The sequence below is a fragment of the Ekhidna sp. genome (assembly GCF_963691765.1).
Classification (GTDB): Bacteria; Bacteroidota; Bacteroidia; order Cytophagales; family Cyclobacteriaceae; genus Ekhidna.
In genome coordinates, this window is sequence record NZ_OY829375.1 from 1,151,435 (window position 1) to 1,173,653 (window position 22,219).

At 38.3% G+C, this 22,219-nt stretch carries 14 protein-coding genes; 10 read left to right on the forward strand and 4 right to left on the reverse strand.

Annotated elements, in window-relative coordinates; translation table 11 throughout:
- Window positions 1-172 precede the first annotated feature (172 nt).
- From ACY650_RS05460 to ACY650_RS05470, 3 genes are read left to right on the forward strand one after another with little or no spacing between them, the layout of a single operon-like run.
- On the forward strand, window positions 173-859 hold the full coding sequence (locus tag ACY650_RS05460; RefSeq protein WP_462252536.1) for a hypothetical protein: 687 nt from the start codon (window positions 173-175) through the stop codon (window positions 857-859).
- A gap of 1 nt (window position 860) precedes the next feature.
- Complete coding sequence (locus ACY650_RS05465) at window positions 861-1,358, forward strand: CAP domain-containing protein (protein ID WP_462252538.1); 498 nt, start codon at window positions 861-863, stop codon at window positions 1,356-1,358.
- A 49-nt stretch (window positions 1,359-1,407) separates the two neighbouring features.
- On the forward strand, window positions 1,408-2,097 hold the full coding sequence (locus tag ACY650_RS05470; RefSeq protein ID WP_462252540.1) for a head GIN domain-containing protein: 690 nt from the start codon (window positions 1,408-1,410) through the stop codon (window positions 2,095-2,097).
- Window positions 2,098-2,141: 44 nt separating this feature from the next.
- On the opposite strand, the gene ACY650_RS05475 is transcribed toward ACY650_RS05470, so the two are convergent.
- Together ACY650_RS05475 and ettA are read right to left on the reverse strand one after the other, a co-directional pair.
- Window positions 2,142-3,383: a paraquat-inducible protein A gene (locus ACY650_RS05475; RefSeq protein ID WP_462252542.1), complete on the reverse strand. Its 1,242-nt coding sequence runs from the start codon at window positions 3,381-3,383 to the stop codon at window positions 2,142-2,144.
- A gap of 79 nt (window positions 3,384-3,462) precedes the next feature.
- Window positions 3,463-5,142, reverse strand: coding sequence for an energy-dependent translational throttle protein EttA (ettA, locus tag ACY650_RS05480; RefSeq protein ID WP_462252544.1), 1,680 nt, complete (start codon window positions 5,140-5,142; stop codon window positions 3,463-3,465).
- Between the two features lie 54 nt (window positions 5,143-5,196).
- Between ettA and ACY650_RS05485 the strand changes: the two genes are divergently transcribed.
- Together ACY650_RS05485 and ACY650_RS05490 are read left to right on the forward strand one after the other, a co-directional pair.
- Window positions 5,197-6,396, forward strand: a complete 1,200-nt coding sequence (locus ACY650_RS05485) for a DUF349 domain-containing protein (RefSeq protein ID WP_462252546.1) — start codon at window positions 5,197-5,199, stop codon at window positions 6,394-6,396.
- A 143-nt stretch (window positions 6,397-6,539) separates the two neighbouring features.
- Entirely contained in the window at window positions 6,540-6,761 is a 222-nt protein-coding gene (locus ACY650_RS05490) for a DUF2795 domain-containing protein (RefSeq protein WP_089356648.1), read from the forward strand.
- Window positions 6,762-6,814: 53 nt separating this feature from the next.
- On the opposite strand, the gene ACY650_RS05495 is transcribed toward ACY650_RS05490, so the two are convergent.
- On the reverse strand, window positions 6,815-7,591 hold the full coding sequence (locus ACY650_RS05495; protein ID WP_462252548.1) for a LuxR C-terminal-related transcriptional regulator: 777 nt from the start codon (window positions 7,589-7,591) through the stop codon (window positions 6,815-6,817).
- A 114-nt stretch (window positions 7,592-7,705) separates the two neighbouring features.
- Between ACY650_RS05495 and ACY650_RS05500 the strand changes: the two genes are divergently transcribed.
- The 5 genes from ACY650_RS05500 (at window position 7,706) to ACY650_RS05520 (ending at window position 21,555) form a co-directional block, all read left to right on the forward strand.
- A complete protein-coding gene (locus tag ACY650_RS05500) occupies window positions 7,706-9,469 on the forward strand; it encodes a tail fiber domain-containing protein (RefSeq protein WP_462252550.1) in 1,764 nt (587 codons plus the stop codon).
- A gap of 29 nt (window positions 9,470-9,498) precedes the next feature.
- On the forward strand, window positions 9,499-10,641 hold the full coding sequence (locus tag ACY650_RS05505; protein ID WP_462252552.1) for a T9SS type A sorting domain-containing protein: 1,143 nt from the start codon (window positions 9,499-9,501) through the stop codon (window positions 10,639-10,641).
- Between the two features lie 174 nt (window positions 10,642-10,815).
- On the forward strand, window positions 10,816-16,263 hold the full coding sequence (locus ACY650_RS05510; RefSeq protein WP_462252554.1) for a T9SS type A sorting domain-containing protein: 5,448 nt from the start codon (window positions 10,816-10,818) through the stop codon (window positions 16,261-16,263).
- Between the two features lie 140 nt (window positions 16,264-16,403).
- Window positions 16,404-17,498 carry a TIGR03032 family protein gene (locus tag ACY650_RS05515; protein WP_462252556.1) on the forward strand — a complete coding sequence of 365 codons (1,095 nt, stop codon included), beginning with the start codon at window positions 16,404-16,406 and terminating at the stop codon, window positions 17,496-17,498.
- Between the two features lie 25 nt (window positions 17,499-17,523).
- The gene (locus tag ACY650_RS05520; protein WP_462252558.1) at window positions 17,524-21,555 is read left to right on the forward strand and encodes an FG-GAP-like repeat-containing protein; all 4,032 of its coding nucleotides are present in this window, start codon (window positions 17,524-17,526) and stop codon (window positions 21,553-21,555) included.
- Between the two features lie 20 nt (window positions 21,556-21,575).
- Here the strand turns inward: ACY650_RS05520 and ACY650_RS05525 are convergent, their stop codons facing one another.
- Complete coding sequence (locus ACY650_RS05525; RefSeq protein ID WP_462252560.1) at window positions 21,576-22,217, reverse strand: 2-C-methyl-D-erythritol 4-phosphate cytidylyltransferase; 642 nt, start codon at window positions 22,215-22,217, stop codon at window positions 21,576-21,578.
- Window positions 22,218-22,219: the final 2 nt, after the last annotated feature.

Consider the following 22,219-nt stretch of genomic DNA (forward strand, 5'->3'; position numbering starts at 1 on the left):
ACAGAAATTGGACGTTTATTGAAAAAAAGAAACCCCATCCGCCGGCTGGCGGACAGGGTCCTCAACTAACCAAAAAGACTAGAACATTTATATGTTCTTAGCTATAATATTGAATAATCAAAATCCCTGCCAAATAGTTATTCGTATTGTTAAAACACTATAAAATAGAACTATGCAAATGCCTTTCCCAACAGATGGTGGGCCCGTATACGCCGAAACTGACCTTACAGCCTTCATAGCCGAACCATGGAATGCACTTACATCTTTAGCCATTGCTCTGCCTCCAATCTATTGGGCATTTAGACTTAAATGGAATTTCAGGGATTATTCATTTCTCTATTTTCTCATGCCGTTCTTGTTTCTAGGAGGAACAGGGAGTCTTTTCTATCATGCATTCAGGACATCCAGCTTTCTACTTTGGATGGATGTAATACCAACAGCAATTGTCACATTCTCGGTGAGTGTATATTTCTGGGACAAAATCCTACCAAACCGCTGGCAAGTGGCAACAGTAATTGTTCCTTTCTCATTCCTTCGATATGCTGTATTTGAGTATTTCAGTGGTCAATTCGCGACCAACTTGAGCTACTTTATTACCGGATTTTTAATCTTTTTTCCTGTTATTTTTTTCCTTATCAAGACCCAACTTCGTCACATTCATTTTATACTAATTTCTGTTATAGCTCTATCTCTCAGCCTTGTCTTTAGACGTCTTGATTTCGCCATGATCGAATACCTTCCGATGGGGTCACACTTCATTTGGCATATCTTAAGTGGCGTTGGTGCGTTTTATTTAGCAAAGTACCTTCATCTTATCAGAAAAGATGAAATAGAGAATATGTTAAATCATAATTATTGAAATGAAATTTATTTTATTTTTCATGACCTTCTTTTGGCTATCGATAGATTGTGTAGAGGGTCAAACAGCACTTACAGATGAAGAAATTAAGGTAGTACTTGAACGCCACAATTATTGGAGAGCTGATGTAGGAGTAGACCAAAAATTAGTGTGGTCTGAGGAGATGGCGGCGCTTGCTGCTGATTGGGCAAAGCAATTAAAACAAATGAACTGCGGATGGGAACATCGACCAAACAACGATTACGGAGAGAACTTATTTAAGGGAACTGCTGGGGCCTTTGATGCAAAATATGTAGTTGATGCTTGGGCAAGCGAGAAGGCAGACTACAGCTACAAAAGGAATAAGTGTCGGCCGGGTAAAATGTGTGGGCATTACACTCAAATAATTTGGGAAACCACTACGAAAGTAGGATGTGCCAAGATTGAATGCAATGGAATGGATATCTGGGTTTGTAACTATGATCCTTCAGGAAATTGGGTTGGAGAAAAACCTTACTAGCTTGCAACCTTAGGTAATAGAACTTGTCTCTAATTAAAAAATAAATAAAATGAAGACTTTAATAACCTTACTACTTACTACAGCAATAGTTGTCTCAGGATATGGTCAAAAAAGAACGGTCGATGTAGACAATTTTTCTGAGCTAGCGCTAGCAGTTGCGGGGACTGTCCACCTTAGACAGGGTTCCAGCGAAAAAGTTGAGATTGAATGTGATGATGATATTTTCGAGGAGATAGAATTTGAAATGCGTGGAGATAAGTTGGTCATTAAACGCGAAAAAAGTTGGGGATGGGGTAATGGATGGAGAAGATCAGAAGTCGACATTTATGTGACTATGCGTAAAATAGAGGGCCTCTCTGTAAGTGGAAGTGGCTTAATTGAAGGAAAAGAACCACTTGAGACTGAAGATATCGATCTATCAGTTAGTGGCTCTGGCGACATGGAACTAGAGTTAAACAGCGATGAGATGGATCTAAGAATTTCCGGCTCTGGAAGCATTCGACTAGATGGCTCAGCAGAAGAAGCTGAAGCAAAGATCAGTGGTTCTGGGAAGGTAAAAGCTGAAGATCTTACAGTGAAGGTTTTTGCTGCAAGAATAAGTGGTTCTGGAAGCTGTTATATCACTGCAACAGACGAAATAGATGCAAGCATTTCTGGCAGCGGCAGTGTCTACTATGCAGGTGATCCAAAAAGAATAAATGCTAATTCTTCTGGAAGCGGTAAGGTCAGAAAAATGTAATACAAAAATTAAGACATGCCAAAGCCCAATTGATTGGGCTTTTTTTATGCTGGTACTTTATTTATACGATCAGAAATAATTAAGCTAAGGCATACAAATCCAAAAAACATGAAGAACCCTGTGTTGAGTTCTGAATAGTTTGTAGATAGCACCTCAAGCGAATTCGTTACATTCTCAAGCTGATTCAATTGCTCAGTTAGGATACTGGAAAAACCTATATAAGACATAAAAATCGCCACTACCAACACATCTGCCATTGACCATTTACCAGATTTAAAAACGAAAAATTTCACAATACCATTTATTGGCTTTTCTCTATTCATCAAAACAACAAGCGACGATACAAGCTTAGCCATTGGGAATAGTACGCAAAATGAGAGAACTAAAAATCCCACGAAAGCAACGTCCAGTTTAGCCTGAGCCAACATCAACCCAACAACCTCAAGAATACTTTTACTCTTGTAATACAATATTTGATTTTCAAAATCTATGTGATGATCCAATATGGTCAAATCGAATCTTGAAATTCTTGCATCTATATCAATCATAGGGAGATATAAACCAAGAAACAATAATCCTGCACAGACGATAATAGCTGTAACTAATTCTAGTTTTAACTCACTTTTCTTCAATAGAAGTATTAAGGATATCACCATTAATCCTATGTATATAGCTAACTTAAATTTTAACGAGCGATTTTCACTTGCATCCAGTTCACCCTCAAGATGTTCCAAAGTGGCTTTATGAGTTTCTTTATCATATTTTAAGATGATCTTATTTCTGTCTGAATAGTCTACTTGAGCAAATGTTTCGTTGGTGTATTGATCAATCTTTACTTTTATGTATTTCTTGATTTGAGCTCGGGTTTCCGGCCTTTCCAAATCATCAACAATAGTTTCCGCAAATGAAGGAATGTTTTCCCTGATCTTATCGAATAGCTCTATTCCAGAGGTCAATGCATTCTGAAAGAATCCTTTGATCGAAGAGCTTCTTTGCTTCTTGTATGATTTTTCTAGAAGATCCACTCCCTCATTCAGAAGTGTTTCCAACTTATTTATCAATTCTTGTCTATTCTCAGGATCAAACTGAAACTCATCAATCTTATTTGCTATAATGTTCGAAATCTCTTCCTTCCAAACATCTATGTTAAAGATTCCATACTTGGCTTTGGACAATTCAACAAAGTCACGCTTTAACTCTCTTCTAGTTTGCTCAACCTTGATGATAAGCATAGCTGAAAGAAAGATAACAAGCGCAAATACTACTGAAAGGATTTTTGAGTACATCGTGAAATAAATCTATCGCTATTAAATGAGCAAATAAAAAAAGCCGGAGTATCCGGCTTTTCAAGACTCTATTAGATTCTTACATCAGTTTTTTGTATTTAATTCGTTTCGGTTCTTCATCTCCCAATCGCTTTTTCCTATTTTCTTCATAGTCGGTAAAGTTGCCTTCAAACCAGTAAGCTTGGGAATCCCCTTCAAAAGCCAAAATGTGAGTTGCTATTCTATCTAAGAACCAGCGGTCGTGACTTATTACAACGGCACAACCTCCAAAATTTTCAAGCGCCTCCTCAAGTGCTCTCAAAGTGTTGACGTCCAAATCATTGGTAGGCTCATCAAGTAAAATAAGGTTAGCACCTCTTTTTAAAGTTAGTGCTAAATGGACCCTATTCCTTTCACCGCCTGATAACGCTCCTACTTTTTTACCTTGGTCATTGCCTGAAAAGTTGAATTTACTCACATAGGCTCGGGCATTCATTTCACGCCCACCAAGATCTATAATCTCATTGCCTTCAGAAATAACTTCAAATACCGTTTTGTCAGGATCAAGCTGATCATGTTCTTGATCAACGTAGCTCATTACTACCGTTTCTCCAACCTCGAAACTACCCTTGTCAGGAGTCTCGTTACCAGTAATCATTTTAAAAAGTGTAGACTTACCAGCACCATTAGGGCCAATAACTCCAACTATTCCACCTTGAGGTAGATTGAAAGAAAGGTCCTCATATAGAAGCTTGTCACCGTAGCCCTTTGCAACTCCATTTACTTCTATCACCTTAGCTCCAAGCCTAGGTCCTGGAGGTATATAGAGTTCAAGCTGCTTTTCTTTTTCCTTTGCCTCTTCTCCCAAAAGCTTATCGTAAGCACTCAAACGTGCTTTGGCTTTCGCCTGACGGCCCTTAGGACTCATTCGAACCCACTCAAGCTCACGCTGTAGCGTTTTTTGTCTTTTCGATTCCTGTTTATCTTCTTTGGCCAGTCTTTTCTCTTTTTGATCCAACCAGCTACTGTAATTTCCTTTCCATGGAATTCCCTCTCCTCTGTCAAGTTCTAAAATCCACCCGGCAACGTTATCCAAAAAGTACCTGTCGTGAGTCACAGCTATCACTGTGCCTTCATATTGCTGAAGGTGCTGCTCAAGCCATAAAACAGATTCTGCATCAAGGTGGTTAGTAGGCTCATCAAGCAATAAAACATCCGGTTGTTCTAAAAGCAACCTACATAGCGCTACTCTTCTCTTTTCACCGCCCGATAAGTTTTTTATCACGGCATCTTCTGGAGGAGTCCTAAGTGCGTCCATCGCCCTCTCGAGCTTATGGTCTATTTCCCAAGCCCCAGTAGCATCTAACCTTTCTTGAATCTCTCCCTGTTTTTCAATGAGCTTATTCATTTTGTCAGGGTCTTCAAGAATTTCTGGTTCAGTAAACTTTGCATTCACCTCCTCATATTCCTTCAGTAAGTCATTTATCTCTTTTACTCCCTCTCTCACTATCTCAATCACTGTTTTTTCAGGATCTAGCTCCGGTTCCTGCTCCAACATTCCGACAGAAAATCCTGGAGAAAACACAACCTCACCTTGATAATCTGTATCTTTTCCTGCGATTATGCGAAGTAATGAGGACTTACCAGCCCCATTAAGGCCCAATACGCCTATTTTCGCACCATAGAAAAATGATAAATAGATATTCTTAAGTACTTGTTTTTGCGGTGGGTGAATCTTATTTACCCCCGACATGGAGAAAATGATCTTTTCGTCTGACATGCTTAAGTTTGATTAGAAATCGAAGATACTACGCATTTAAGAATTACACTCACCTTGGACATCATACAGGTACCATTCGGATATATCAAAGACGGAAAGGTTTTTCAAAACAGCTGGGGGAAAAATCCAGAGAGAGAAATCGGAGAAGTCCGTGACGAGGACGCAGAAAAGTCTACTCAATTTTTTCAAGATCGATTTTCAGATCTTGAAAAGAAAATTGATGAAGTCATTGAAAAAATTAATGCTACGGAAAATAAGGGCTCTTTCTTGATGAAATTGGTGCACTTAAGAGAGCACCTCCCGCTTCATGACGGATTGGGTAATTATGCTATTCTTCTGGATAAAATTGAAAAAAATGAATCTCTTGTCAGAGATATTATTCAAAAAAATAGGGTACGAAATTCTGAAATCAAGAACAACCTCCTCGAGGAAACCAAAGCTGCCGTAGAAATAATCAATTGGAAAGAGGCAACAGAAAAGGTTAATGATATAAAAACTCGATGGATAAAAACGGGTAGCGCAGAAGAAGACAAAAATGAAGGTTTAGAAGAGGAATTTTGGAAACTAATTCAGGAGTTCTATGATCGTAAAAAACAGTTTTTCGAGGATAAGGTAAAACTAACTGAACATCGAAAGCGTCAATATCAAGAAATCATAGAAGAAGCTAAGAATCTTGCTGACATTCATGGAAAGGAGCGCTTCACCAAAGTAAAAGAGTTGAAAGAAGGATGGAAGGAAGTTGGAGGAATCCCAGCGGAATTTTATCAACCACTTCACACAGAATTTAACCAACTTCTAAAAGGGAGAAAGTTTGTTCCACCAGTTGATTATTCAGATAAACTTGCTCACCTGCAAGCCATAAAGGCAAGAAAAGAACCTTTCGATGGAGAAGCACTTACCAAATTGAAAAAGGAGCTCTTCAGAGATCGCGGGAAAAATCCAGATAAATTCAAGTGCCTGGAGCTTATTCAGTTATTAAACGAGCGGGAGTTTGTAGCAAAACTGGCTAACAAAAGATTTCCTGACTTTGATAAACTGGAACCTGAGAAGAAAAAAAATATTAAGACTGGAATTATTAAGGATTTAATATCCAGAGATGCAGAAGATCTAAAAACTTACGAAGAAAACTCTGCTAATTTTTCTTCCAGCGATGGTAAAATGAACAAACTGGTAGAAAGTAAGATAAAAGGTCAGAAGCGCAAGATTGAAGTGAAGTCGAAACTGATAGAATGGATTGATTCAGGAGATTTTTAAAAATTTTTAGAAACTTTTTCTTGTGTTTTAATGTAAGAAATTTACCTTGCTAATAATGATAATTTTGATTTAGCGCACATAAAATATAATAATATATATTTGCGCGCATTATTAAAGCAAGACTTATAAACTGAGGCTAGAATATGTATTGGACACTTGAACTTGCATCTTATTTAGAAGACGCCCCATGGCCAGCAACTAAAGACGAATTGATAGATTATTCAATTAGATCCGGAGCTCCTTTGGAAGTTGTAGAAAACTTGCAGGAACTTGAGGATGATGGACAGCCATTTGAAAATATTGAAGAAATATGGCCAGACTACCCGACGAAAGAAGACTTCTTCTTCAATGAAGACGAATATTAGGTAGCTATTTTGCCAACAGAATCAAAGCTTCAATCATACGATTGGAGCTTTTTTTATATCACACCCTGACGAATGCACATAGCTATTAACTGGGTAGTATTCTTACTCCCTGTTTTAGTCATCACATTTTTTCTATGTGTTTTCACCGTATGCACACTGATATTTAGTTTTTCAGAAATTTCATCATTCGTCAACCCGAAAGAAATCAGTCTTAAAATATCCCTTTCTCTATGGGAGATATCATGCACCAACAACTTTTGACCTCCATACGTCTGATAAAATAATGTTTCGTATTCATCATTAGCATTCAGAATCTTGGCAGTCGCTTGGATTGGAAGTTTCTCATGTGCCTCTAGCACTGAATAATGAGCAAGTCCTACAATCGGCTTTCCTTCCTCATCAAAAAACATTGGAGTGGTATGTTGAATGATGTTTTTAAATGTACCTTTTCCATCTTTTGCCCTATAATTCCAGGTATAAGTCATACGCCTTCGATCTTCCAACGCAATATTCCCCATTGTGAATATCATTAAATCTTTAAGGGATTGAAGCCAAGTTTGCATTTCTTCAGGGTGCATTTGGCTCCACCAAAATTTCATACCTCCATTAGACATTTCATCAATATCTAACATCATTGTGGGTTCAAAATTCTTGCTGATATACTCGAAAGATTGAGTGCTTGTGTTTGTTACACAAAAGAATGTTGCACTATGAGGTATTAACAGATCAAGCTGTCGAAGTTTATCTACATGCTTCTCTAAAGTCTCCCCTTTAAACTCTTTAAACGTAGAAAAAATGTCATTGTAACTGTCTAATACTTTCTTACTCATAGGCTTTTTGGTGGTTTATCATTTGATAAAAATACCTCTTTAGAGGTATTGAAGTAAACAACTACGGTAACTAAGTTGTGTTTTGAAATTTTTTAATTCACTAACCACGTAAAAATGAAAAGACTTTACAGTATAATATCATTTACATTCTTTATAGTAGCGGGTGTTACTGCACAACAAATACCCTTTCAAGGGCGCCTTCTTGATGATGGAAGACCATTTAATGGAACAGCCACGATAGATTTTAGTATTGCAACTCCTGCATGGTCAGAAACCAAATCAAATGTATCCGTTGTTGATGGCTATTACTCTGTGGTCCTTGGGTCAGACACTCCACTCCCGGAAGACCTATTTGGAGATAACAGAGAAATTTCTATGGATCTTACAGTAAATGGTGAAGATCTTGGTGCCGTAACACTACACTCGCCATTGCTACCATATACCGGGACCCAACCAGTTGAGATAGATTCAATAGTTTCAGCCTCAGTAAATATTCTTGGCATTAATGATGATACTAAAGTCCGCCTATTGGCCGACAATAATGGCTATGACGGTACAATGATATTAGTCGATTCGTTGAATAGGACTGGAGCATTTATGACCACAGATAGAGGTACTGGTACAGGTGGATATATCCAGTTAAACGGTCGAGATAATGTTTCGGGAGATCTTCATAGTGCGGTAGTAGCTGGAACGATACTTCAAGGTCGACAGAATAGCTTCATGGACTTGTACGGTGGAAATTCCACTGGAGATGGTCCACAGCTAATGGTCGACGCATACGTATCGGATACTGATCAATTTGGAACGCCAAATTCTGATGGATATCGTAGAGGAGGACTAGATATTTATAACTATACTGGAAACTTCACCCATAATCTTTTTTCTTCCACTGATCCAGGAGGAAGCGATCCTACAGGCTTTTCCGGTCAAATGAATCTTTATGGTACAAACACACCAAATATTTCGCTTTCAGCTGATCAATTTGCCAATAATAACTTAGGTCATATAAACATTTATGGTCAAAACGATGATGGTGGTTCATGGGCAGTCACAAACATTGGGCTTCATGCAAATGATATTAGTGGAAATTCTGGTGGAGTATTCTTCATGGGAAATAGTCAAAATGGAGGAATCTTTAATGAAACTGTATGGATAAGCTCTTATGGAGGGGACGCTGAGGGAGGATATTTTACGTTGCGTGATGCGACAGGGTCTGCGGATAGAGTATCGTTAAATGGAGGTAGTGGAAGCATTTCTGCAAATAGAACTGACGGTGGAAGCGCTGCTAATTTTTTTGTATCTACTGATAATGGTGGAATAGCCATTCAAAATTCATCAGATGTAAACAAACTATTCTATGAAGCAGGTTCTGGATCGTTAAACCTGAATAACGATGGAGGAACCAATACCATAGCTCTTGACGGAAATCTAGGAAACATTTTTGCTAGTGGAGATGTATCTGGGAACACGCTTACCTCATCGGATGGCATGGTCCAAACTTCTGATAGAAGACTTAAAAAGAATATCCAAAACCTTGATTCTCCATTAGAAAAGACAGTCAAAATGAGAGGAGTTTCCTATCAGTGGAAAGATGAAAATAAATCTCAGAGAAACCAGATAGGTGTAATTGCTCAGGAAGTCGAGGAAGTATATCCAGAATTTGTAATAACTAATGAAAATGGAATGAAGGCTGTAAACTACGCTCAAATGACGGCTGTACTCATTGAAGCAATGAAGGAATTAAATGCCAAAGTAGATAGACTAGAGTCCGAAAATGCTAACCTGAAGGCTTCATTAAATGAAGTGAAAGAGCTAAGATCTCAGGTGGATCAGATGATGAAAATGTTGGGTGGAAGCAAAGCTGCAAGCAAATGAATCGGCTATTTCAAAAAATAAGTTTCTTCATGGCATTGCTGTTATGCCATGGGATCTCCTACGGTCAATTATCGAATCAAGGATACGTCACAAACTATGGCGGTGGTACATTAAATAGCTCTAGTTATTCCACAGAAGTTTCAACGGGTGCTTTCTCAGCTACGCCGGACATAGTAAGTTCTGACTTTAGACTTGGGTTCGCCTCTTTTAATTTGGTGAGCGGAACAGTTTCAATCACTGCTAGATCTGGTGGTGATATCATATCTGACAACATAGAAGGCTTACTGTTAAGAGTAGAAAGTTCTGGCAACTACGACACCCTTGATCAAGTGACGAATAACAATGGAGACTTTGCATTTAACCCTGTATTCCTTGGCGATTACCTTGTTGTGGTAGATTCAGATCCAGAAAAGTATGTGGCAACATATTTTGGCAATGAATTTTTATGGGAAGAAGCGGATGTATTGGTTCTTGAAGGTGACACGGCAACGCGAATTGTAATGACCGTTATTCCACCTATTTTAGATGAAAATGATGGTGATGGTAATGTTTCTGGTACTATCGAAGAAGACTTTGAAGACGAGGAAGGACGGATCAATGCAAGAAGAAGAGCTGCAAAACGTAAATGTGGACTTAGAAGAAAAAGGACTGGAGGAAGAACTGGACAAGACGATGATTTCGAATTGATTGCGTACGGAGAGACCAACGATAATGGTGAATTTGAATATGGTTTCCTTCCTGAAGGTACTTATCGATTCTTCGTTGAATATCCTGGTATTCCTTTAGATGAATCTTCTTTTGTAGAATTTGACATTGGAGAAGCAGGTGTATCTGATAATACGTTTATTCTTGCCGCGGTGGTAACTGAGACAGGCATTACTGTCGAATTAATTCTTGGTTTAACAAGCGAATTTTTTACCGATTTCAATATCTACCCGAATCCCACCACCGACATAATAAATATTGATTATGACAAGATACTCTCTGATAATTTATCAATGAGCATCATCGACATGAATGGTAAACGAGTTTTAAATCAATTGCTAGAAAGAGGAGAAGGTGGAAAAATCGAGATCGATCTTTCCAGTTATCAAAGCGGGCAGTATATCTTGAAGTTTTTTGATAATGACAAAAATGAATCAGCCTTAACTTTCAGAATCTTGAAACGATAAGTTTGATTAACATCCAATATTAAAAGCCCATCTCATCGGTGGGCTTTTATATTATTTCAAGAATTCCATATCAAGTATTCAAGAAATCTTATTTGTAAACAAAAAATACCCCTTGATTGGTATAGACCTCTAGTGTAGATCATGGTAACTTCTTAGTGAATAAAGTCCACTACCATGAGAAAGCTACCCTACCTTATTTATCTTTTTAGTTCCCTAATTACCTACTCTCAAGATCAAATTACAGATCACCAAGTAGTCAAAAATCTATCATCCCAAGAAAAAGATCTTAAAGAGAAGTATATGTTACACTCGAAGGGATCAGGGTTTATAGATGAAAAATACAAATCATATCACGAGAAGCTAAAGCTGCTATTACCAAGAACAGTTCCAAGCACGAATCCGACTATTTACATTCCACCAAGTACAATTGAACTCGGCCCAGTAACCATGTCAGATTCTTTGGCATTAGTTGAAATATATAATCAGCTATCTGGTCCAATATGGAATAATAACACCAATTGGCTCCAGGTTGGTCAAAATGTTGAGACATGGCATGGTGTTACTGTAGTTGGAGATAGAGTAACTGCACTGGATCTTTCAGGCAATAACTTAACGGGTTTTATCCCCTCTGAAATAGGGAATCTAGATCAACTAGTATCCATAAATTTCAATGATAATTTGATAGATGGGATTCCGTCGGAATTAGGGAACCTTGGAAACCTTCAATCCCTTGATCTCTCCGGCAATCGAATTTTTGGTCAAATACCAGCCTCATTTGCTAGCCTAATCTCCCTTACCCATTTAAACTTAAGCGGAAATTCATTTGATGGGGATTTGCTTAATGCGACCAATATCCCAAATCTTACAGAGTTATTCGTGAGCTCTAACATATTTTCAGGATCAATTCCATTTGAAATAGAATTTCTTTCTGATCTTGAACAACTTGATGTTGCATACAACAGCTTAGAAGGAGAAATTCCGACTTCTATTGGAAACCTATCCAACTTAAGGTACTTACGTATTTCAGGGAATCAGATATCAGGATCATTGCCCATAGAAATTGCCAACCTTATTAACCTTGAAGCCCTTTATGTTGATTCAAATTTGCTAAGTGGTTCTATACCGGAAGATTATTCAATTCTAGCTTCGCTGCAAACTATCGATTTAAGATACAACGGATTTAATGGTCAATTCCCAAATGCAATACTAAATACTCCATCATTACAAGGAGTATTTCTCTCTGGCAACCAATTTAGTGGCGCAATACCAGATCTCGATGTTTTACCTAACCTTCAGTATTTAATCATTGATGAAAATTCATTTAGTGGATTCATCCCCAATTCTCTTGGAAACCTCTCCAATTTGCTTTGGCTAAATATTGGTGGCAATCAACTAGAGGGCCCAATCCCAACATCATTAGGTAATCTCAGTAATCTTCAATTGCTTAGAATTTGGAACATGCCGTCCATTACAGGACAAATACCTTCCGAATTAGGTAGCCTTTCTAATCTATCGGATATCGATTTGGCTAATAATTCCCTTGACGGAAACATCCCAAGCACTCTTGGATCTCTTAGCAATGCACAATTTCTCTGGCTTCAGGGAAATGAATTCACTGGAGATATTCCATCTTCTTTCACAGGGTTAAATTCATTAAATGAATTTAGTATTCGGGACAACAACATTACAGGATTGCCAAACCTTACTTCACTTACACCGTCGTTTTTTGATGTATCTCTAAATTTCATCCCAGATTCAGATATTGCATTAAACTCTGGGGTCATTACAGAAAACCTTGGGCAAAAAATTTCAACAGTTTCTTCCGATTCGTTAGCTCTAGTAGCTCTATATGAGTTTACAAATGGCGACTCTTGGGTAAATAACACCAATTGGTTAGAAGGGCCTGTCTACGATTGGTATGGTATAACTTCAGCTGACGGTCGAGTAGTTGAGGTTAGACTGCCTGGCAACAATCTTCGCCCCAGTTTTGATGCTCCAGAATTTTTCCCTGATGAGCTAGCTGATTTGACACAAATTTTAACCTTGGATTTGAGTTCTAACTTCTTCAGTTCTGGAGTAGTCAGAAAATTACCTGATGCATTATATGCGATGAGTAGCCTTCAGGAAGTTTTCTTAATAGGCTGCAGCATAGGAGGAGAAATTCCATCCAATGCATTTCCAAATACAACCCATATAGACTTAACCAGTAATCAGATTACAGGTAACCTTAATTTCTTATTGAACTCAGCCGCATTAATTAGCTTTTGCAACGTCTCATTCAACCAGATTGATGAACTTTCTGATCTGACGGGTGTTGGAGTGGATTATCTGGATGTCACGTTTAATAACTTAACATTTGAAGATTTAGAACCCAATGTTGGGATGGTTCCTGTTTTATTGTATAACAACCAAAGGAATTACGGTGAAGACAGCATCATCTATGATCTGGCCACCACATTGAATTTAGATTTTACAACTGGTGGAACGGTTAATCAATACCAATGGCTTTTAGATGGTGATACCTTAATTGGGCAAACGTTGCCTACTCTTTCAATTAATCCAGGAGAAGATGGTGATTATCAATTACTGGTAAGTAACTCATTAGCTCCCGATTTAATACTTAATTCTGGTAGGTATCGAATTACAACTGCCCCTCCGTTCAACCAAAACCCATCCAATATTTTTCATTCGTACCAAATTCAGGTTCCTTCCGAATCAATTCGTATGAGTGTAAATGCAGGTGATATGAATGGCGATGGTATCGATGATATAGCTGTTGCCAATACCACAAGTATCGATATTTACTTTGGAAGCAGACAAATATCTGGCAATGAACCTGACATCACGTTTGAACTTACTGGAGATGAAAGAGTTGGTGTTATGGCTTCCGGAATATTTAATACCGACACACACAGTGATTTAGTTTTTACAAAATATGCTAGTAATGATGAAGACAACACCAATGCTCTGGTTGTGCTTGAAGGGAGAAACGGCCTAAGCCAGTCGAACATTGTTGATGTTGAATTCCCATTCGCTGGAAGCGCATCAGATTTCGGGCTTACAATTTATGATGACCCACTAAATGTTGTGACTCTTGGTGATTTAAATAATGACGGTTTTGATGAAATTGGAGTTTCAACTGGAGGTTTTGCCAATGCCGGCAGTAATATTATTATATACTTTGGAGGTCAAGCGGATTACGATGATTTACCTGATTTAGTATTTCCTCCGGTCAGTGGAACATTTGCATATAAAATGTTTGCATTGGGAGATGTTAATGGGGATGATATTGACGATTTTAGTATCATCAATCCTAATTTCAACAATAACCCGGAGATATATTCAATTTATTTCGGTGCAAATGGTAAAACAGATTTCGATGCAGCTGATATATCTGTAGATTTTACTAATAGTTCTTTTTTCGACGGTCAACAATATATGTGGACTAGTACCACAGCAGATATAAATAATGATACATACTCAGATATTTTGTTCAGACACTTTAATAATAATGATCCGAATTTCCCGCAAGAAGGTACATTTTCATTACATGCTATCTATGGAGGACCTACGATGGACAATGTAATTGATGACGCTTTTTTGCTGCCTGGAAATTCTGATGATCTTAGAAATATTGATCGATTTGGTGGAAGTCAAATACAAAACATCGGCGACTATGACCAGAATGGATCTGATGACATCTTAATTCCAACGTTTACAGTTAGCGCCAATGCCAATATGTTTCCCGCAAATAATCTAACAGAAACATCCATTCCTGATAAAATATTAATAGCTCAAAATCAGGAGAGAAATTTAGGGCCAAGTAACAATTTCGTTGCATTTCAGACTGGAAATGCATTTGGTGATTTCAATGACAATGGACTAATTGATATCATGCTTAGCCAACCTACTGATGACGGATACACCATGTATTTTTACGAGAATTTTGAACCTCCCGGCGATCTATTTTATGACTCTCTTGCTTTAGTGGACCTATATCAAAGTACCGGTGGAGATAATTGGACCAATAATGCGAACTGGCTTGACGGAAATATTAATACATGGAATGGTATTCAACTACAGACCAGTAGAGTAGTAGAAATAGACCTATCAAATAATGGACTTTCTGGTGATCTCTCTGCTTCCTTTGATAAACTTCAAAATTTGGAAGTGCTTAATTTATCCAACAATGAGTTGACAGGATCTTTAAGTTCTTCAGTTAATCAACTACCTAATCTTACAACATTAAACATATCTGGAAATGAAATATCTGGCATACCAGATTTTAACAACACAATAGCAACAGGTCTTAATACGATAGATTTATCAGAAAATAGGCTCACATTCGACGATTTAGAACCAGTTGCAGAACTACCTGCCGTTGATTACAGTGATCAAAAAAATATCTCGCTAAATCAAACAGATACTGTGCTAGTGCCAGTTGGAAGAGACCAAATAGTGAGTGTTACTACTGGCGGAACGGACAATTCTTATAGATGGAGGTTTGAAGGATCTAATATTTCCGGAAGTGATGCAACCAACTCCTCATTCATTGTTGAAAACATTGATAGAACCAATATGGGAGCTTACAGCGTGAGAGTTACGAATGATAATGTTCCGGGGTTAACGATTTTTTCTGATCCAATAGATGTTCTCGCCACAGCAATTGTCAATGTGAATGTACTTGATGGTAATGATGAATTAATAAGTGAAAATATATCTGGATCTTTAATGGAAACCATCAGAAAGACCAGAGGTTATGACACTTTGGTCAGTATCAATGAAGTCCCTTCTACTTTTGAATTTGGCCCCGCTATACTTAAAGATTATCTGGTAGGTATATCATCAGATCCTGAGAAATATGTTGACACTTATTATAGGAATGTCTTTTTGTGGGAAGAAGCTGATGTACTTGAATTATTTAATGATACATCACTAAATATAAATATCACAGTTATTCCAGAACCTACAAAGCCAGGAGATGGAGAAGGCAATGTCAGTGGAACGATCGAAGAAGATTTTGACGATGCAAGCGGCAGAATTGATGCAAGGAGAAGGGCTTCAAAAAGAAAGTGTGGACTAAGAAGAAAAAGAACTGGTGGCAGAAACGGTCAAAACAATGATGACTTTGTACTATTTGCTTATGGAGAAACCAATGATAATGGAGAATTCGAATTCGGCTTCCTTCCTGAAGGCACCTATAGATTCTTTGTCGAATACCCTGGTATTCCTTTAGATGAATCTTCATTTGTAGAATTTGAGGTCGGTGAAGCAGGAGTAACAGATGATTCATTTGTACTTGCTGCTGTTGTAACTCCAGATGGAATTGTAGTCGAGCTGATACTTGGAATTACGAGCGAATTTTTTACCGATTTCAATATCTATCCGAATCCTACTTCGGACATAATAAATATTGATTACGACAAGATACTCTCTGATAATTTATCAATGAGCATCTTTGATATGAATGGGAAACGCGTTTTAAATCAATTACTCCAAAGAGGGGAAGATGGAAATATCAAGATCGATCTTTCTAGCTATCAAAGCGGACAGTATATCTTGAAGTTTTTTGATAATGACAAAAATGAATCAGCCTTAACTTTCAGAATCTTGAAACAATAAGTTTGATTAATATTTAATATTTCAAGCCCACCTCATCGGTGGGCTTTTTTGATATTAGAAGCTTTAATCAAATTGTTAACATAGGCGAGCACAGAGTATGAAAGATTTTTTTTAACTTGTAGTGATACTAAAATTCAACTATGCCGCCACCACCACCATTCAGTTATAGTTATACGCCGAATATTCCAGAATTACTGCAGGGACTAAATTGCTCCATTGCCATTAGTACGTATCAAACAGGCAAAGTGGTGATATTCTCGGCCAAAGATGAAAATCAATTAATCCAGTTGCCTAGAACATTCCCAAAGCCGATGGGCATGGCGAAGCAAGGTAATAAATGGGCAATAGCGATTAATGACTCAGTAATCATGACGTCCAATGCACCAGGGTTGGCCGCAAACTATGCACCGAATCCTAATGTGTATGACAGCCTGTATGTGCCTCGAGCAAGTTATTATACAGGTCCTTTGGACATGCACGATATTCAGTTTACTAACCAGGGCCTTTTGGGGGTAAATACCATGTTTTCTACCCTCTGCAAGATTGATGAAGACTTCAGTTTCAAGCCCATTTGGACACCAAAGTTTATTACAGCACTAAAGCCAGAAGACAGGTGCCACCTCAATGGACTTGCAGTTGATCCCTCAACTCAAAAGCCAAAGTATATTTCAGCACTTGGCAAAGGAGATTCTGCAAGAGAATGGAAAGAAGGGATGTTAGAAGGTGGTGTTTTAATCGACATTGAATCTGACGAAATCATATTGGATAAACTTCCTGTTCCTCATACTCCAAGGATTTACAACGATGGCCTTTATATGCTCCTTTCTGCCACTGGCGAACTGGTGCGGGTGAATACAGAATCTGGTACATATGATATAATCACGCAGTTAAATGGATTCGCTCGAGGAATGGACCGCATCGGAGATTATCTATTTATTGCGACATCTAAGCTACGACCAAATAGTTCCCTTTTTAAAGAGGCGCCGGTAGCAAAAAGATCCATAAACTGCGGAATTACGGTTGTCTACCTACCTACTGGTCAACCCTGCGGTTACATAAATTATCAAACAAGTGTAGAAGAGCTTTACGATCTTGTTCTTCTTGAGGATAATATGAGACCCAATATTTTAAATCTTGAAAAAGGAATACATAAAACCTCTGTGATTACGGAAGATGAAGTCTTCTGGAGTAATCCAGAGAAAGATACTCAACCAGAAACTGCGGAGGCCACTTAATGTCAAAGCAAAAACCACCATTGATATGAAGCATTCATTACATCAATCACTTCTCAATAGACTTAAAAACAAGCATTCAAAGCTTGCTTCTAGATTCCACAAAAGCATAAGGGAAGGAGAATTTCAAAAGCAGCGCTATCGAAAAAGAAAAGATTCGATAGAAAAGCTAAAAAGCATTGAAAGGAAAATCTCTACATTGGGTGAAAAAATAGGATTAAAGCCCAAGCTAAATTACAAACACTGGGCGGTAGCCCTTGCTATGGGTGTTGTAGTTTCAGCAAATGCGCAACAGAAAGATAAAAAGGATTTTGAAGCTAGGTTAAAAGAACACGCCAATAGAATAGTCAATGATATTCAACCATTGGCCCAATCCGTATTCTTTGAACCAAAAGTCACTTTGGGAGCAACTTTATTTTCTAAAGTTCATACTGGAGACCTTGATGGAGATGGTGATATAGATGCAGTTTATGTTTCTTATCTGGATAGTCCAATAATTCTAACCAATAATGGTGGCTTTAGCTTTGATGTAAGTAGGCTGACTACTATCCCGCTTGAGATTGTTGACAATACCATTCTAGCAGATTTTGATGGGGATAGTGACCTAGATTTATTTATGCAAAATGGAACCTATGGTTCATTCAGCAGCCAAATGTGGATAAACGATGGCTCAGGGAATTTTGCAGCACAAGCTACTACTTTTCCCACTGTCGATTTAGATGATGATGGAACGTTTGCTGTTGATGTTGATGGGGATGGTGATTTAGATATCATTGCTGAAACTAGTCAGGATGGTCCCACCTACAATGACTATGTAACACTATTTGAAAATGTTGGGATGAACTTCCCAGATTCAACTGGTTTTAAAGGATCTGATCCAAGCTACGTATCATCTCGATTATTATCAGTAATGGACGTGGATGGAGATACTGATGAAGACATCGTATATGTTTCAAATATTACTTCCTTTGGAAATGGCATACAGGTCTTAGAAAATGATGGATCTGGTAATTTCACCGATTCCAATACAGCCTTCTCGCCGACCTACAGCTTTAATGACAGAGCTTATTCATTGGATTTCGACAATGATGGAGATTTGGAATTAGTGGGCTTTTTAAGTGCACCATATCTAGCCGTTCGCCCTCTAGAAAACGACGGTTCTATTCTCTCTGATGCATCAACTAATTTCAGTGAAAATCCTAACGTACAATTATCCCCATCAGGAAATGGTGATGACGTGTTCACTACTAGCGTTGACACAGATAATTTTGATGATTTTGTAGCAGTTTCTGAAGACTCCACTTTTGTACTTATCAGCAATGGAACAGGAGGATTTACAGAGCAAGCAAAATTCCCTGGCAAATCTCAACCTGCCGATTTGGATGGTGATGGTGATGCAGACTTATTCTATTTTGATGGAAATGTAGCGATAAGAGATAATCAAGGGGGAGGAACATTTGATCAAGGTGCTGATATTCTAACTGTGTCGGCAACCTACGATCAACAACTTGTTGACATTGATGGAGACGGTGATTTAGACCTCATGCAAGTTGGAGATCAGATTGGTAGAAGTTGGATCAATGATGGTCTTGGCAACTTCACAGTCAATCAAGAATTTCCTGGTGGTGGCTACCAAATGGCCTTTGGAAATTTGGATGGAGATGGTGATATAGACATGGTCGTTGCCTTAGAATCCGACGGAGGCTACCCAGGATTTCTTATATATACCAACGATGGAACTGGTACATTTTCTTACAATTCTAATTTGGGCTTAGGATATGAGGCTAAGCAAGTAGAAATAGCTGATATGGATGAAGACGGCGATCTTGATATCGTAGCAAGATTGAACGGGGTAAGCAACAAGTACATTCGAATCTATGATAATCAAGGATCACTAACCTTTAGTATGACTTCATCTTATAATATTGAAGCTAATAAAATGGCGCTGGGAAATCTTGATAGTGATACCGACATGGATGTTGTATTGGCAAGAGAAGAAAATGGCGTAGAGTCTCTGACCAACAATAATGGAATGTTGGAACTTGGTCAATCATTCGTTACAAGTGGATCTATATCTGATGTTGATGTTGCAGATTTAGATGGAGATGGAGATATAGATGTTTTCGCATCCAATGCTGCCGAGTATGTAACTACCGAAAGCTATGTTATTATCAATGACATGGGAGTATTTACCGGAGGATCTAATGTTGAAACTGGAAGCAATTATGGAAGTTTTCTTGCAGATATTGATCAAGATGGAGATGTCGATCTGGTATCTGGTGGATATATATCTTACCCAAAACTTTGGTTAAATGATGGTACTGGTACATTTGAATTTGACCATGACATTCCAGCAATTGTTACTGAATACAGTACTGTAAATATTGGAGATATTGACTCAGATGGAGATAACGACATAATTGTTGGTGATTATTATAGCGGAACCAACATTTTCTTAAATACTGGTATGGGTGCCAATCAATTAGAAGCAGATGCGACTGCACTACAGACGTTATTTGATAATATGGATGGCACAAACTGGACGGATGCAGCAAACTGGGGAGACCCAGATGTAAGCACCTGGTTTGGTGTTACGCTTAATGTAGGCGGAGATAGAGTAGAACGTCTTGAACTACCTGGGAATGGGCTAATAGGTTCATTGCCTGCAGCAATAGAAAGTCTTGATGCATTAGAGATACTTGACTTATCAGATAATGATATTGATGCCTTAGAATCAGATTTCAGTGGCCTTGTAAACGCAGTGGACATTAACCTAAATGGCAACAGTCTAGATTTCGGTGATTTAGAAGCAGTTGCAGGAGTTGCAGTGTTAAGCTATACGAATCAAGATCCAGTTGATGCAATTCTAGAAAGCGACACTCAGATACCTGCAGGTTCTACACAGGAATTGAATTCAAGTGCAAATGGCACAGCTAACACTTATCAATGGCAACTTAATGGACAAGACGTTGCTGGTGCTACTGATCCAAACTACACAATTACTGATATTGATAGAAATAGCATGGGTGAGTACAGCTTGCTGATTAGCAATACATTGGCAACGGGTGTCACTCTTTCTTCAAATGAAGTTGAAGTATTGGCAACCGCGATAGTTTCGGTTGATGTCACTGATGATAGTGATGCACTTATACCGGAAGATGTAGATGGTTATTTACTTGAAATTGAAGAAGGAGAAGTCCGATTCGATACTGTGGCTTCTATAACAGGTGCCTCCAGTAGTTTTTCATTCCCTGATGTGGTCTTAGGTGACTTTTTGATTAATGTCAGTTCTGATGAAGACACATATGTTCCCACATATTTTGGTGATACATTTTTGTGGGACGAAGCAGACACACTGGAATTGAATGATGATGCCTCTGTTACTATAGTGATGACAGATATCCCTAGGGAGTTGACAGCTGCGGATGGTGACGGATTAATCGGAGGAACCATAGAAGAAGACTTTGAAGATGATGATGGTAGAATAGATGCCAGAAGACGAGCCTCACGACGTAAATGTGGAGTCAGAAGAAAGCGTACAGGTGGACGTACCGATCAGGATAATGATGATTTTGAATTAATCGCTTACGGCGAGACAAACGATGAGGGCGAATTTGAATATGGATTCCTACCACAGGGAACGTATAGATTCTTTGTAGAATACCCTGGTATTCCATTAGATGAATCAGCATTTGTTGAGTTTGAGGTTGGCGAAGCTGGAGTTGGTGACAATAGCTTTAAGCTTGCAGTATTTGCATCAGAGGATGGAATTGTAATAGAAGTAATTCTTGGCGCCAATTCACCTCATTTCGATGCATTCTCAATATTCCCAAATCCAACGGTTGATTTAATTAACATTAATTACACACGTGAAAATGCTGGTAACCTATCGCTAGAGGTTTATGACCTTAAAGGGAAAGAGATGTTGAAGCAAACACTAGACAGCAAGCAAGAAGATATCTCAATTGATATTTCGAGCTTCCAGAAAGGACAATACATTTTCAGAATAATCGACGAGGAAAGAAATAACCTCGTAGTTTATAAGATCATTAAGAACTAGAAGTCACCAAGGCCGGGAGATTATTTTAAATCTTCCGGCGTTGTGATTTTAATGTTATCGTAGGTTCCATCGACTAAATGCACCTTATTGCCAGCAGCTTCAAAAACGCTTGCATCATCTGTGTATGAACCATCTCCTGAAATTTTGTAAGCAGACTTTAATGCCGCAATATCAAAGGTTTGAGGAGTTTGGACAAGCACGTAATTTGAGCGATCTCGTGCAGTAGAGGTATCCGCATCAATTTCTCGAATAGAATCTTTAAGTGCCACTGTCGCAACACCCGATTGATGTTTTGAGGCGGAGGCAAACGAATCAGCAATTGTTTTAATGGAAACAAAAGGCCTAACCGCATCATGTATAGCCACAAGACCTGTTTCGTCAATTTTAGCCAATCCAGACATAACAGATTCTGTACGTGACTTTCCGCCAACCGTTAAGTTTATATCAGTACTTGATAAATACGTTGATTTAATTTCATTCCATTCATCTACATGCTGTTCTGGTAGAACTACTACGATAGATACAGAATTATCGAAATCAAGGAATTTCTGTATAGACCTTACAATAATTGGTATGCCATCAATTTCGAGAAACTGTTTTGGCACATCGCTTTTCATGCGAGTGCCAATACCTCCAGCCACTATGATGGCATATTTTTTCAACT

What these genes read in the sequence shown, in the direction of transcription:
- ACY650_RS05460 (WP_462252536.1), top strand. Translation starts at nt 173, where the DNA reads ATGCAAATGCCTTTCCCAACAGATGGTGGGCCCGTATACGCCGAAACT.
- ACY650_RS05465 (WP_462252538.1), top strand. Translation starts at nt 861, where the DNA reads ATGAAATTTATTTTATTTTTCATGACCTTCTTTTGGCTATCGATAGAT.
- ACY650_RS05470 (WP_462252540.1), top strand. Translation starts at nt 1,408, where the DNA reads ATGAAGACTTTAATAACCTTACTACTTACTACAGCAATAGTTGTCTCA.
- ACY650_RS05475 (WP_462252542.1), bottom strand. Translation starts at nt 3,383, where the DNA reads ATGTACTCAAAAATCCTTTCAGTAGTATTTGCGCTTGTTATCTTTCTT.
- ettA (WP_462252544.1), bottom strand. Translation starts at nt 5,142, where the DNA reads ATGTCAGACGAAAAGATCATTTTCTCCATGTCGGGGGTAAATAAGATT.
- ACY650_RS05490 (WP_089356648.1), top strand. Translation starts at nt 6,540, where the DNA reads ATGTATTGGACACTTGAACTTGCATCTTATTTAGAAGACGCCCCATGG.
- ACY650_RS05495 (WP_462252548.1), bottom strand. Translation starts at nt 7,591, where the DNA reads ATGAGTAAGAAAGTATTAGACAGTTACAATGACATTTTTTCTACGTTT.
- ACY650_RS05500 (WP_462252550.1), top strand. Translation starts at nt 7,706, where the DNA reads ATGAAAAGACTTTACAGTATAATATCATTTACATTCTTTATAGTAGCG.
- ACY650_RS05505 (WP_462252552.1), top strand. Translation starts at nt 9,499, where the DNA reads ATGGCATTGCTGTTATGCCATGGGATCTCCTACGGTCAATTATCGAAT.
- ACY650_RS05510 (WP_462252554.1), top strand. Translation starts at nt 10,816, where the DNA reads ATGAGAAAGCTACCCTACCTTATTTATCTTTTTAGTTCCCTAATTACC.
- ACY650_RS05515 (WP_462252556.1), top strand. Translation starts at nt 16,404, where the DNA reads ATGCCGCCACCACCACCATTCAGTTATAGTTATACGCCGAATATTCCA.
- ACY650_RS05520 (WP_462252558.1), top strand. Translation starts at nt 17,524, where the DNA reads ATGAAGCATTCATTACATCAATCACTTCTCAATAGACTTAAAAACAAG.